12 protein-coding genes are annotated in these 13632 nt (G+C 69.6%); 6 read left to right on the plus strand and 6 right to left on the minus strand.

The features are described from left to right. Positions 1-66: 66 nt before the first annotated feature. From ACFV6H_RS11440 to ACFV6H_RS11450, 3 genes are all read left to right on the plus strand, one after another. The gene (locus ACFV6H_RS11440) at positions 67-717 is read left to right on the plus strand and encodes a class I SAM-dependent methyltransferase (RefSeq protein WP_385540711.1); all 651 of its coding nucleotides are present in this window, start codon (positions 67-69) and stop codon (positions 715-717) included. Positions 718-739: 22 nt separating this feature from the next. After that, positions 740-1750, plus strand: coding sequence for an N-acetylmuramoyl-L-alanine amidase (locus tag ACFV6H_RS11445; RefSeq protein WP_385540713.1), 1011 nt, complete (start codon positions 740-742; stop codon positions 1748-1750). A 281-nt stretch (positions 1751-2031) separates the two neighbouring features. Continuing rightward, on the plus strand, positions 2032-2904 hold the full coding sequence (locus tag ACFV6H_RS11450; RefSeq protein WP_384980714.1) for a hypothetical protein: 873 nt from the start codon (positions 2032-2034) through the stop codon (positions 2902-2904). A 282-nt stretch (positions 2905-3186) separates the two neighbouring features. On the opposite strand, the gene ACFV6H_RS11455 is transcribed toward ACFV6H_RS11450, so the two are convergent. From ACFV6H_RS11455 to ACFV6H_RS11470, 4 genes are all read right to left on the minus strand, one after another. Beyond that, a complete protein-coding gene (locus ACFV6H_RS11455) occupies positions 3187-3768 on the minus strand; it encodes a hypothetical protein (RefSeq protein WP_385540715.1) in 582 nt (193 codons plus the stop codon). 101 nt (positions 3769-3869) lie between these two features. Further along, positions 3870-5024 (minus strand): prenyltransferase, encoded by a 1155-nt coding sequence (locus tag ACFV6H_RS11460; RefSeq protein WP_385541037.1) that lies wholly within the window; start codon positions 5022-5024, stop codon positions 3870-3872. Positions 5025-5026: 2 nt separating this feature from the next. Beyond that, on the minus strand, positions 5027-5845 hold the full coding sequence (locus tag ACFV6H_RS11465; protein ID WP_385540717.1) for a class I SAM-dependent methyltransferase: 819 nt from the start codon (positions 5843-5845) through the stop codon (positions 5027-5029). A 92-nt stretch (positions 5846-5937) separates the two neighbouring features. Continuing rightward, positions 5938-7332 carry a glycosyltransferase family 4 protein gene (locus ACFV6H_RS11470; protein ID WP_385541039.1) on the minus strand — a complete coding sequence of 465 codons (1395 nt, stop codon included), beginning with the start codon at positions 7330-7332 and terminating at the stop codon, positions 5938-5940. A gap of 232 nt (positions 7333-7564) precedes the next feature. Here ACFV6H_RS11470 and ACFV6H_RS11475 point away from each other — a divergent pair, with 232 nt between their 5' ends. Then, entirely contained in the window at positions 7565-8188 is a 624-nt protein-coding gene (locus ACFV6H_RS11475) for a TetR family transcriptional regulator (protein WP_385540719.1), read from the plus strand. Between the two features lie 16 nt (positions 8189-8204). Here ACFV6H_RS11475 and ACFV6H_RS11480 read toward each other — a convergent pair whose 3' ends face one another. Beyond that, on the minus strand, positions 8205-8834 hold the full coding sequence (locus ACFV6H_RS11480) for a DUF308 domain-containing protein (RefSeq protein WP_385540721.1): 630 nt from the start codon (positions 8832-8834) through the stop codon (positions 8205-8207). A 184-nt stretch (positions 8835-9018) separates the two neighbouring features. Between ACFV6H_RS11480 and ACFV6H_RS11485 the strand changes: the two genes are divergently transcribed. Together ACFV6H_RS11485 and ACFV6H_RS11490 are read left to right on the plus strand one after the other, a co-directional pair. Next, positions 9019-10248 carry a sensor histidine kinase gene (locus ACFV6H_RS11485; protein WP_385540723.1) on the plus strand — a complete coding sequence of 410 codons (1230 nt, stop codon included), beginning with the start codon at positions 9019-9021 and terminating at the stop codon, positions 10246-10248. Next, positions 10245-10904 (plus strand): response regulator, encoded by a 660-nt coding sequence (locus tag ACFV6H_RS11490; protein WP_385540725.1) that lies wholly within the window; start codon positions 10245-10247, stop codon positions 10902-10904. The genes ACFV6H_RS11485 and ACFV6H_RS11490 overlap by 4 nt, the downstream gene beginning before the upstream one ends. 132 nt (positions 10905-11036) lie before the next feature. Here ACFV6H_RS11490 and ACFV6H_RS11495 read toward each other — a convergent pair whose 3' ends face one another. Beyond that, positions 11037-13493, minus strand: a complete 2457-nt coding sequence (locus ACFV6H_RS11495) for an endonuclease/exonuclease/phosphatase family protein (protein ID WP_385540727.1) — start codon at positions 13491-13493, stop codon at positions 11037-11039. Positions 13494-13632: the final 139 nt, after the last annotated feature.

Below are 13632 nucleotides of genomic sequence, written 5' to 3' on the forward strand. Positions count from 1 at the left end.
CGCGCACGCGCCGTACCCGTCATCGCCACGGTAACCGGGAAACAACACGTCAGACCGAGGAGAGCCATGTCCGCCGGGACCGAGCCCGCACCCGACGTCCTCGCCGCCTTCGAGGCCGCCAAAGGGTTCATGCCCGTACACGAAGGGCTCGCCCTGTACGCGGCGGCGGCCGAGGCCGGCGCGCTCGGGCTGCCGCTCCTGGAGATCGGTACATACTGCGGACGCTCCACCCTGCTGCTGGCCGCCGCCGCGAGAGAGGCGGGGACGGTCGCCGTCACCGTCGACCACCATCGCGGCAGCGAGGAGCAGCAGCCCGGCTGGGAGTACCACGACCCGGCCGTCGTCGATCCGGACCTCGGCGTCATGGACACGCTGCCCACGTTCCGGCGCACACTCCACCGGGCCGGTCTGGAGGACCGGGTGATCGCCGTCGTCGGCCGTTCACCGCAGATCGCGAAGGTCTGGGGCGGGCCGCTCGGACTCGTCTTCATCGACGGCGGCCACACCGAGGAGCACGCCAACGGCGACTACGAGGGCTGGGCGCCGCATCTCGCCGAGGGCGGGCTGCTCGTGATCCACGATGTCTTCCCGGACCCGGCGGACGGCGGCCGACCGCCCTACCACGTATATCTGCGAGCACTCGCCTCCGGCGCCTTCACCGAACTCCCGGACACCGGCTCGCTGCGCGTCCTGCGCCGTACCGGACCGGGACTCTGACCGTTCGCACTAGCATCGCGACGTGCCGTACGACAACGAACGCTCGCAGTCCGATGAGAGCCGACCGACCGTCCGACGCCGTTCCGGCCGGAGCAGTCTCGCTGTCGCGGGCGCCGCGCTGGTGTCGGCCGCGCTGGCGGGCTGGCTCGTCTGGCAGGGCATGAGCGGACCGGACGACGGAATTCCGCCCGCCGCCGCGGCGGCCGGTGCCACCTCCGGCGCGTCTCCCACCGCATCTCCTGGCGCTTCCACCGGCACGTCCACCGCGCCGACGCCGTCCGACTCGGAGAGCAGTGCTCCAAACCCTCCGGACGCTCCGACCAGTCCGGACGCGCCGAATCCTCCGAACGGACTGAACGGGCCGCTCGCGGGAAAGGTCGTCGTGATCGATCCCGGGCACAATCCGCATAACCGCGATCACACCACTGAGATCAATAAACCGGTGAACATCGGAACGAACAGTAAGGAATGCGACACCACCGGCACCGCCACCAACGCCGGTTACGCCGAGGCCGCATTCACGCTGGACGTCTCCCACCGGCTGCGCTCCCTACTGCGGAAACTCGGCGCCACGGTCGTCCTCACCCACGACAACGACCGCCCGTACGGTCCGTGCGTGGATGAGCGGGCCCGAATCGGCAACAAGGCGAAGGCCGATGCCGTGATCTCCGTGCACGCCGACGGTTCGGCGCCGGGAAACCGTGGATTTCATGTCATTCTTCCCGCTTCGGTGAAGGACGGAGCCGCGGACACCACGGCGATCGTCGGTCCGTCACGCCGGCTCGGCGAGCACATCGTCGGCAATTTCGTCCGGGAGACCGGCAGCGCACCCGCCAACTACCTGGGCGGAGGCACCGGGCTGGACGTACGGAAGGACCTCGGCGGACTGAATCTGTCGCAGGTGCCCAAAGTCTTCATCGAATGCGGCAATATGCGCGATTCGCACGATGCCGCCCTGCTCACCGATGCGGATTGGCGGCAGAGCGCGGCACAAGGAATGGCGGACGGAATCATGGGATTTCTCACCAGGTGACCCGGATTGCCCGATCGCCCACCCGATCTTCGCCTCGATCTTCGTCCCGGTCGTCGCCCTGATCGGATCGCGCGCCGGATAATCGTGGCCCGCGTAACAGCTTGCCACCGGGCCCGGTAACAGGCCTGCTACCGCGTCTGATACCGGGCAGACGACCCGATCGGGCAGACGATACATTCATCCGTACGATAGGGAGCCGCCCCCGAGCTTCGCACTGCGCACCGCCGCAATCGGCGACCGCGTCGACCGCCCCGACGAGACGACAACGAAGGACTTTTCACGTGAACATCCGCTCCCTCACTCGAGGCGACGGCGTGGTGATCGGAGCAGCGGTGTTGCTGTTCATCGCCTCGTTCCTCAATCTGTACGAGTCCAGCGTGTTCGGATCGAGCAATGCTCCGAACGCCTGGGACTCACTGGGCACCGTGATGAGCATCCACCTCGCCGGGGTCATCGCCGCGGCACTGATCGTCACCTCCCGCGCGCTGCCGCAGCCGCGCAAGATCGCGGGCCTCGACCTCGGGCAGTTCGGTGTCGCGCTGGCGATCTTCGCGGCGTGGACGGCGCTCTGGTCGCTGATCGGTCTGGACGGTATCAGCGCGGGCAGCGGTCTGATCCTGGGCTTCGTCGGCGCCCTGGTCCTCGCCGGCGCGGCCGTCGCCACTCCGCTCGTACCGCCGCTGAAGGCTCCGCTCCTCGGCGCGCCGAGGCCGCAGGCGCCGCAGCCGTACGGCGGTGGCGGTCAGCCGGGCGTCACCGGGCAGGGTTACGGGTACCCGGGCGGCCAGCAGCCGTACGGTGCGCAGGGCCAGGCCCAGCCGTACGGCGCCCAGGGCGGGCAGCCGGGACAGCAGCCGTCCGGTGCGTTCGGAGGCGGTCCGCTCGGAGGCGGTCAGCCGCAGGCGGGCGCGGGCCGGCCCGGCCAGCCGTCGGCCGGTGGCGCGACGCCCGCCGGAGACTTCGCTCCGTTCTGGTTCGCGGTGCCGGTGGCCCGTCCGCTGTTCGGTGAGGACGGCTCACCGACGCCGATCGCCGAACTGGCGCCCGGCACCTGGTATCTCGCGGTCGAGCAGCGCGGCACCGGTCTGGTGGCCCAGACGCAGGACGGCCGCCGCGGTGTGCTCCAGGACACCTCGGGCATCCAGCGCGGCTGACTCCGTACCCGTATATAGCGCCACAACGATGGCCTCTCGCCTTACGGCGGGAGGCCGTTGTCGTTTCGTCGTCGGCGCCCGGTGGGACTAGGGTCTTTCGTTTGGATCTGGCTGGATCAGGGAGCGGGGGCTGGTGCCGTGGATCGCAAGGCGGAGGAGGGAGGCGACGCGGAGCGTCGTCGACTGACGACAACGCGGCGAGGCGCGGCCCGCCGCGGCAGCGGCTGATGTCACTGCGGGCACGCGAGCCCGGCAAGATCCAAACGAGAGGCCCTAGGACGGTCAGCCGCGGCTGAGCTGTGTCACCGACGGCACCTTGTCCTTCACCACGGCGCCCGCGTCGCTGCCCGCGCCCTTGACGTCATTGATGACCGTCTCGAACATGCCGACCTCGGCGCTTCCCGCCTCGCCCTTGCCGAGCTTGGCGCCGATGCCCTTGAGCGACGCGATCCCGGCGGCGAGCGGGCCCATCGCCTTGGCGAGCAGCGGATCTCCCTTGGCGTTCTCGGCCGCCGCCTTGAGCCGGTTGTAGGCGAAGGCGCCCGCGAGACCGGCCTTGATCAGGGCGAACTTACGGCCGCTCGCGTCCTTCTTGAACTTGCCCGCGCGGTACGGCTTGACGATCCACTGGTATGTGGCGCCCGCCGCGAGACCGGCGTTGGCGACGAAACGTGTCTTGGCGAACTTCTGCGCCTGCGCGGAACTCGTCGTCTCCACCGCCGCGGGTGTGGCCGCGCCCGCTCCGCCGTTGTCGTCACCGCCGCCGCATGCGGCCGTGGGCAGCAGGAGTGCGCAGATCAGGAGCAGCGCCGTCACGGCGCGGCGTATCGGACCGCTGGTGGTGGTGTGAGCCTCGACGGACACGGCGAACCTCCCTGGCGGACTGCCTGAAGCGTCACGCCGTACCCGTACCACCGCCACCCGGGCTGGGCCGTCCGGGTTTCACCACGGCCGGTGCGCCCGCCTCAGCGGCAGCAGTCGGGCTCCAGCCCGCGTGGCAGACGTTCGCCGCTGAACACGGCGGTGGTCGCCTCGTCGCCGCCGAGCGCGGCCACCGCCAGCAGCAGCGAGCCCGCCGTCCAGGTGGTGCGTTCCTCCGGCCAGATGGCGCGGTTGCCCTCGAAGACATAGCCCGTCCAGTACATCCCGCCCTCGGCGCGCAGATGCTGGATGGACTGGAGGATCTCCAGCGCCCGGTCGGACTCGCCCATCACCCACAGGGCCAGGGCCAGTTCACAGCTCTCGCCGCCCGTCACCCAGGGATTGGGCACGACACAGCGCACTCCGAGACCCGGCACCACGAAACGGTCCCAGCCCGCCGCGATCCGTGCCGTGGCCTGCGCTCCGGTCACCGCGCCGCCCAGCACCGGGTAGTACCAGTCCATCGAGTAACGGCTCTTGTCGAGGAACCGTTCGGGATGACGGCGTATCGCGTGCCCGAGCGCGCCCGCCGCCAACTCCCAGTCGGGCTGCGGCTCCTCGCGTTCCTCGGCGATCGCGAGCGCACAGCGCAGCGCCTGGTGTACGGACGAACTCCCGCTCAACAGCGCGTCGTTGACGGGCGTACCGTCCGCCTCGCGCTTCCAGCCGAGCTGCCCGCCGGGCTGCTGGAGTACGAGGACGAACTCGATCGCGGCGTGTACGACGGGCCACATCCGGTCGAGGAACGCGTCGTCGCCGGTGGCCAGATAGTGGTGCCAGATGCCGACGGCGGCGTACGCGACGAAGTTGGTCTCGCGGCCCAGGTCACTGGGCCGGTTGATGGTGTGACCTGAGTCGGCGCCAGTGCCCGCGCCCGCAACTCCGGTTCCGGCGCCCGCGCCCACAGCTCCGGGCCCAGCCGGGTCCTCGTACGCCGCGTACCAGGACCCGTCCTCGTTCTGGTGCCGGGCGAGCCACTCGTACGCCCGTGCCGCCGCTGTGTGTTCGCCCGCCGCGTCCAGCGCCATGGCCGCCTCGACATGGTCCCAAGGATCGAGATGGTGACCGCGGAACCACGGGATCGCACCGTCCCGGTGCTGTACGGCGAGGATGCCGGCGACGGTCTCGGCGGCCTGTTCGGCGGTGAGCACACCGGGCAGGACGAGATGTTCCGTGGCGTCGGGCCCACGGCCGGCCAAGGTCACTTGGCGTCCACCGCAGGAAGGTTGGCGTCCGCGGCAGAAGGGCCAGTCTCCGCGGCAGGAAGGCCGGCCTCCGCCACGGAAAGGCCGGCGTCCGCCGCAGGAAGGCGCGGCTTGGTCGCGTAGACCACGAAGCTCTTGCCGACCACCGGGTTGAGCAACTGCTCGGTGACCCGGGTGACGGCGGGCTTCTTCATGATGTCCCAGACCAGCAGCTTGTGGTACGCGCGGACAGGCAGCACCTTGTCGTTGTCCACGCCGAACGCGCACTTGAGCCACCAGTACGGCGCGTGCAGCGCGTGCGCGTGGTGCGTGCCGTACGGCTTGAGCCCGGCCTCCCGTATCCGGCCCAGCAGTTCACCTGCCTTGTAGATACGGATATGGCCGCCCTCGACCTCGTGGTACGCGTCGGAGAGCGCCCAGCACACCTTCTCCGGGCCGTACCTCGGCACGGTGACCGCGATCCGCCCGCCGGGCCGCAGCACCCGGACCACCTCGGCGAGCAGTCCCTTGTCGTCCGGTATGTGCTCCATCACCTCGGAGACGATGACGACATCGAACGACCCGTCAGGGAAGGGAAGTTGGAGCGCGTCGCCCTCCATCGCGGTGGCGGTGGCGCCCTGCGGCGCCTCTCCGGCCTCCTTCATCGCGGCGAACCACTTGGCGACCTCGCGGATCTCCTCGCCGTTCCGGTCGAGAGCCACGACCTGGGCGCCCCGCCGGTAACACTCGAAGGCGTGCCGGCCCGCGCCGCACCCAAGATCGAGCACACGGTCGCCCGCGGCGAGCGGGAAGCGGGTGAAGTCCACGGTCAGCACAGAGTCGTCCTGCTTTCGCGGTCGGAGGTACGGACGTACGGGTAGGGCACGGGTACGAGTACAGGTACGGCACGGGGGTCACAGCACGGGAGTTACGGCGCCGGCCGGGCGCCGGCCCGCCGGGCGATCGCCGCGCGGTACAACTCGGCGGTGCCACGGGCGGCCTGCGCCCAGGTGAACCGGGACAGCACCCGCGCGCGGCCCGCCGCGCCGAGCCGGGCGCGCAGCTCCGCGTCGCCGAGCAGCCGTACCAGCGCGGCGGCCAACGCGCCCGCGTCACCCGGCGGTACGGCGAGGCAGGTCTCCCCGTCCGCGCCCGCGACCTCGGGAATGGCACCGCCGGTGGTGGCGACGAGCGGCGTACCGGTGGCCATCGTCTCGGCGGCCGGCAGCGAGAAGCCTTCGTACAGGGACGGCACACAGCCGATCTGCGCGCCGCGCACCAGCTCCACCAGCTCGGCGTCGGAGATGCCCTTGACGAACTCGACGGCGCCTTCGAGCCCGTAACGCTCGACGGCCCGCGCGACCGGCCCGGACTCCGGGCGCTTGCCGACGACGACGAGATGCGCGGCCGGGTGTTCGGTGCGGACCTTGGCGAGGGCCTCTATCAGATGCACCAGGCCCTTGAGCGGCACGTCGGCGCTGGAGGTGGTGACGATACGGCCCGGTATCTCCGGCACGGCCGGATCGGGCGAGAACAGTTCCGTGTCGGCGCCGATGTGTACGACGTCGATACGGTCCGCCCGCACTCCGAGCTGTTCGGTGATCTCCTGCTTCGAGGAGCCGGAGACGGTCAGGACGGACGGCAGCCGGCGCGCGACGCGGCCCTGCATCCGGGTGAAGCCGTACCAGCGGCGTACGGAGGCGCGTCTGCGCCAGTCCTCGGCGGCGTCGAGATCCAGCCGGCGGTCGACGGTGATGGGGTGGTGGATGGTGGTGACCAGCGGTGCGCCGAGGTCGCCGAGGAGTCCGTAACCGAGCGTCTGATTGTCGTGCACCACATCGAACTGCCCGGCGCGGGCGGCGAGATGGCGCCGGGCGCGCAGCGAGAAGGTGAGCGGCTCGGGAAAACCGCCGGTCCACATCGTGGCGACTTCGAGGGTGTCGATCCAGTCGCGGAACTCGTCACGCCTCGGCGTACGGAAGGGATCGGGCTGCCGGTAGAGATCGAGACTGGGCAGCTCGGTGAGCGGTATGCCCTCGTCGAGTACGGGGTAGGGCTGGGCGCCGATCACCTCGACGCTGTGCCCGAGACGGGCGAGTTCACGGGAGAGATGGCGGACGTAGACACCCTGTCCGCCGCAGAACGGGTTGCCCTTGTAACTGAGAAGAGCGATACGCAACGGTCGGTCGCCGCCGCCGAGCGGCCCGTCCGGAGCCGTACGATCCGCGCCTTCCGCCGTACGATCCGCCCGCTCCGGCCGGTCGCCGTGAGACCTCCGGGACCTCTGGGGCCTCCGGGACCGTGCTCCGGTGCCCGCCCGCATGGCCTCAGCGGTCACTCTCGGCCCCCTGTCTCACTGCGCTCTCCGCGTTTCGCCGGAGCGTAACCGCCGACGCCGATCTAGAACAAGTTTCAGACTTGTTCGCCCACAGCCTTCGAATTTACCGGCAAGTAGCCTCGCTGTACCGGCCGGATCGGGTGATTCGCGCCACCACGCGCGCCCTGCCATGCTGTGCGGTCCGGAGGCGGTGAAGCGCGATGGAGCGGGGACGGGGATGACAGCGGAAGTCGGAAAGGTGTCAGCGCCTCTGACACAACGCCAGGAGGCCCGCCGCCGCCGGATCCTGGCCGCCACGCACCAACTGGCCTGCGAGGGCGGCTTCGACGCCGTACAGATGCGGGAGGTCGCCGAGGAGGCGGGCGTCGCCCTCGGCACGCTCTACCGCTACTTCCCGTCCAAGATCCATCTGCTGGTCGCCACGATGCAGGACCGGCTGGAGCATCTCCACACCACACTCCGCAGACGCCCGCCCAGCACCGACGATCCCGCCGCCCGGGTCGCCGAGACCTTGATGCGCGCCTTCCGCGCCCTCCAGCGCGACCCGCACCTCGCGGACGCCATGATCCGCGCCCTGACCTTCGCGGACCGCAGCGTCAGCCGCGAGGTGGACGAGGTCTCCCGCCGGACGACGGCGATCATCCTCGACGCCATGACCGCGTCCCCCGCCCCCACCCTCACCCCCACACCTCCGACCCCGGCCCAGCTCTCCGCGGTCCGCGTCATCGAACACACCTGGCACGCGACCCTGATCACCTGGCTCTCGGGCCGCGCCACCACCGCCCAGGTCAGAACAGACATCGAAACAGCCTGCCGCCTCCTGACCCCACCACCGTGGTGATCGGAAGATGCCCGCGTCAGTGGCCGCTTCGGCCGCGGATGCTCAGGGCGACGACGGAGACGAGGAACCAGAAGGCACCGAAGGCCGAGTATCCGGCGATGGTGGACAGGCCGCTCGTCGCCGAGGCGGACATGGCAGCGAAGCCGGCGCCCGCGAGGACGGACAGTCCGCCGCTGATGATCATGGGCCACTGGGCGCCGACGGTGCGCCGGCGTCGGATCGCCACGACGAGCTGGATCGCTCCGGACAGGAGGGCCCAGATGCCGAACACGAGAAGGGCCGTGCCGATGGTGGAGAAGACGGCGATGATCATCCCGATGGTGGCGGCGAGGCCGAGAGCCATGTTGGCGGTACTGACGCGGTTCGTAGAGCCGGTGCCGGAGCCAGAGCCGGAGCCAGAGCCGGAGCCGGAGCCGGTGCCGGCCATGCGACGTTCGAGGAGCGTGGCGATGCCGTCCCACAGGGGGTAGATGACGAGCAGTACGGCCGCGATCACTGTGGGTTTGTCTTTCGACACGAGCGAGGCGGAGGTCGTGTGGACGAGCGCCACCCAGATCAGGGAGAAGACGACTCGGATCAGATAGAGCGATCGGAGCCCGGAGGACGTCGTCGTGGTCGTGGTCGAAGTTATGGTGGTCTGGGTCATTGGGTATCCCTGCGTGATGGTGTGAGGCGGTTGCCTCGCTGAGGAGTCTCGGGCTCCTCGGGCAGGGCCGTGTACTTCGAACGAAGTAGTTCTCCCGCCCGCACCGGTGGAAGCAGGTCCGCAGGTCCGCCGTCTACATCGTTCGAAGTACACGGCCACAACACGCGCGAACGAGAATCAGGTCATGGTCAAGGCACAGAACCATCAGGACGGGCACGATCAGGACGGGCCCGCGGCACCCCTGTGGATCCGCCGCCCCGAGGTGCTGCACCGCGTCGCCTATTCAGTGGCCGCGCTGGTGTTCACCGGTCAGATCGTGGCAGTGGTACTGAGGGGATCGGATTGGCCGACCGTCCTCTCCGTACTGCTCGCCGGTGGCGGTGTCGCCCTCTCATGGTGGAAGCCGTGGGCAGGACTGGTCGTGACGAGCGCGGCGTCCTTCGCCGTCACAGCGGTGGGCCAGGACCCCCTGTCGGTGTGGATGATGGCGGTGCTCGTGCTGTTCTCGGTCACCTTCAGGGGAAAGCAGCCGCTGGCCGGGACCGTCATCGTGGCGGCGTTCTTCCTGGGAGCATTCATGACGTTGGGGGGATTCCGTGGCGGCGCGGTCGTGGCCGCCGCCGCCCTCTTCTCGGCCATAGCGGGAGGTGCGACCGGGGGCGCGCTCCGCATCCATCGGGACCACTGGTGGATTCTGGAGGAACGGGCAGAAAGCGCCATCGCCACCCGCGAGATCGAAGCCACCCGACGAGTGACCGAAGAACGGCTCCGCATCGCCCGGGACCTCCACGACGTCATCGGCCACCAGGTCGCGATGCTGAGCCTGCATCTCGGCGCTGTGGAAATCGGGCTTCCCGAAGGCTCCGAATCGTCCCGGCAGGCCCTCGTCTCAGCCAGGTCCAGGGCCCGCACCGTCGTCGTCGAGACACAGCGGATCCTCGCGCTCCTCCGCCGCGAGGACGACATCTCCGACGACGAGGCGCTCCGGCCGATCCCCGCGCTGAGCGGCCTGGAAGGACTTGTCGCCTCTTTCGAGAGCATCGGCCTCGACGTCCGGCCCTCCATCGACATCCCCGCCGTTTTCGTGGAGCCCAGCGTCGGCGTGACGGTCTACCGGGTCGTTCAAGAAGCGCTGACGAATGCCTACCGGCATGGAGAAGGGACAGCAACGGTGGATGTGCGCGAGCGCGACGGCAGGATATGCGTCACCGTGGAGAACCGCGTCGGTCATTCGCCGCACGGCTCCGGCTCGGGCTCGGGCTCCGGCTCCGGCTCCGGCTCGGGCAGCGGACTCGGACTCGTGGGGATGCGCGAACGCGTCGAGTCCTCCAGTGGGCGGCTGACGATCGACAGTGACGGCGGGCGATTCCGGGTCCGTGCGGAGTTCAGCCCTCTGGGAGCCGTCGTCCGATGACGCGCATTCTGATCGTCGACGACCAGGACGACATAAGGGCCGGCATCCGGGCGATGCTTCTGCTCGACCCGAGTCTCGTCGTCGCGGGTGATCTCTCCGATGGACTCCAGGCCGTCCCCTTCCTCCGGGCCCACCCCGTCGACCTGGTCCTGATGGACATCCGGATGCCCGGCATCGACGGTGTCGAAGCCACCCGCCGGATCCGCGAAGAGCACCCGCCCGAAAAGCTGCGGGTGATCGTGCTGACCACTTTCGACCACGATGACATCGTTCTCGCCGCCCTTCGAGCGGGCGCCAACGGTTTCCTGAGCAAGACCGTGAGCCCTGCTGAACTCGTCGCCGGAATCACCGAGGTCGTCGGCGGTGGTGGTGCGCTGTCCGCCGCCGCGACGGCCGCGCTCATCGGTCATATGACCGACAGTCCGCCCCCGGTGATCGACCAGGAACTGCTGCGACGCTTCGGCGCTCTGACACCCAGGGAGCGGGATGTGGTCGTTCTCGTCGCAAGCGGTCTCGGCAACGACGAGATCGCGGCCCAGTTGCACGTCTCGCCGTTCACCGTGAAGACGCACGCCGTGCGGGCCATGACGAAGGTCGGCGCACGTGATCGGGCGCAACTCGTCTCGTTCACCTTCCGGGCCGGCCTCTACCCCTGAGCCCGAGGGCGCGTGGCGGCGGATATGGCTGTGGCGTGTACGGGCCCGGGGAGGGGCTCGTACACGCCACAGGTCAGCGGTGGTTCAGCAGGTGCCGGTCAGCACGGTCAGCAAGTGCTGGTCACCGGCGGGTTACTTGAAGCGGACGACCTGGGGGTCGTGGTCGCTCGCCTGGTCGGCGAATTCCGCGTTGATGTGGACCACGTCGTACACCGGGTTCTTGATGCCCTTGCTGACCAGGATGTGGTCCAGCGTCTGGGAGTTGCCGTCGTAGACGTAGCTGTAACGCTCGCCCTTCGGCAGCGTGTTGATCAGGTCCTTGAGGACCTTCTTCGTCAGCACGTCGAGCGGCGCCGAGAACTGGTAGTCGTTGATGTCGCCGAGGACGACGACCTTGGCGTCCTTGTCCTTGTCGAGCAGGTCGGCGACGAAGGTGTTGACCTCCTTGGCCTGGGCCACGCGCTGCGTCTCCGAGCTCAGCGTCGGCGGCTGGAAACGGCCGTGGATGGGCTGGTCGCCGCCCTTGGAGTTGAAGTGGTTGCCGACGACGAAGATCTGCTCGCCGCGGAACATGAACTCACCGACCAGCGGCTTGCGGCTGCTCGACCAGGCGCCCGAGGTGGGGTTGATACGGCCCGGGGAGACGGACAGCGAGATGTTCTCGTCCTTCTTGCCGGAGGTGACGACCTTCACCGCGGTGGTGGCGTCGCCGCCCGGGCGGTCCACGAAGGAGACCCGCTGCGGGTTGTAGATGAAGGACGTACGGATGTTGCCGCCGGGCTCGCCGCCGTCCGTCTTGTTCTGCGGGTCGATCGAGCGCCACTCGTACGCCGGGCCGCCCGCCGCCTTGACGGCCGCGATGAACTTGGCGAGGGTCTGGTCGGCCGCGACCGTACCGTCGTCCTTCGCGCCGTTGTTGTCCTGGATCTCCTCCAGGCTCACGATGTCCGGCGAGCCGAGGTGCTTGACGATGCCCTGGGCCAGCCGGTCGAACTTGTCCTGCGGGTCCGTCGGGTCGAGGTTCTCGACGTTGTACGTGGCGACGGACAGCTCGTCGGCGCTGCCCTTCTCCGCCGCCTCCGGCTCGATACCGCCCTTGGTGACCGCGCCGACGGCGGTCGCCTGGATGCTGTAGCCGCCGTAGGTGCCGTAGTCGACCGGACCGGTCGCGCCCTTGAGCGTGTCGCCCACATTGGCCGCCGGCTTGTCGGCGGTCAGCGCGGTGACCAGCAGACGGCCCGCGTTCGGGTCGTCGTAGTCGGTGTAGATCACACCGCCGCGCGGAGTCGGGTTCTTGGTGGGCTTGGTGGTGATCCAGGTCTCGCCGTACGAGTTGGAGGCACCGACCACCCGGCTGTCGCCGATCTGGACGACCATGCCCTCACGGGACTCCAGCCAGTCCAGCGTGTACACGGTGGGCTGGAGCGTGAGCGGCTCGATGTTTCCGCCCGCCGCGTTCGGCGTGTAGTCCTTGGGCAGCGTCTTGGCGTCGACCAGCTCGACCGAGGGCACCGCGTTGCCGGAGGACAGCACGACGGTGGTCGGGCCGCTCAGCTCGGTGAGGGACTGCGCACCGGACGAGGCACCGCCCGGGTAGTACTCCACGACCTTGGCGGAGACCAGGACCGAGTCGCCGACCTTGACCTGCGGAGTGGTCGAGCCGGTGAAGACGAAGACGCCCTCGCTGGTGACCGGGTCGTTGTCGGGCTGCGTGTCCTGGATCCAGAAACCGCGCGAGGAGCCGGTGGCGCGTACGCCGGTGACCACACCGGGGACATTGGTGACGGCCTGGCCGTTGTACGGGGAGACCCGGGTGTTGCCCTGGATGTGATGGATCCGCACCGGGCCCGGCGTCGGGTCGGGCTCCGGCGGGCCGGTGGGGCCCGTGGGCGTCGGTGTGGGCGTGGGGTCGGGACCCGGCTCGCCGCCGCCACCGCCGGTGTTACGAGGACTCGGCGCGGACGCGGACAGGTCGGCCGCGTTGTTGTCCGTGTCGGTGAGGGAGGCGTTCCGGGAGACCGAGGCGGTGTTGCTCGCGCCCGGGACCGGCGAGGTCTCACGGACCGCGGCGGTGCCGAAACCGACCAGGTCCTTGATGCTGCCGTCGGCCGCGCAGTCCGCGGCGGTGATGCAGGCCAGCGGAGTCGTGGAGTGGACGAGGGCGACCGTGCCGCTGGTCCCGGACATGGCGATGGAGCCGGCCGCGTCCGGAGTGGGCAGTTCGGTGGTGCCGCCGGCGCCCTTGCTCTCGGCGACGAGATAGCTGCCGCCCGCCGGGATGGCGCCGGTCAGCTCGGTGACCTGCCACTTGCTGCTGGCGGTCGGAGCGCCGGGCAGATACTGCACGGACCAGCCGGTGAGGTCGAAGGAACCGCTGCCGGCGTTGCCCAGTTCGATGAAGTCGTTGGTGAAGGTGGCGCCGGAGTTACCGCCGCCGCCGTAGACCTCGGCGATCACGGCGTCGGCCGACGGGGCCGCCTGCGCCGTGAACGGGAGCGCGATGAGCGTTCCGACCAGTCCGACGGGGAGCGCCAGGGCGATGCGCTTGGCGCGCCGACCGCGCAGGGCCGGGGGTATGGAAGGGGGCACGTTGGGCTCTTTCTGCTACGAGTTCTCTCGGGTGCTTCCCGCGTGCTCGCCGGTGTGCTCCCGGGGCGCGGGCGCGCGTGACTGTGCGGTGGCGGTGCGGTGGTGACAGTACGGACATGGCATGCGTGAGTGGTACGAG

This window comes from Streptomyces sp. NPDC059743 (assembly GCF_042732975.1).
Classification (GTDB): Bacteria; Actinomycetota; Actinomycetes; order Streptomycetales; family Streptomycetaceae; genus Streptomyces.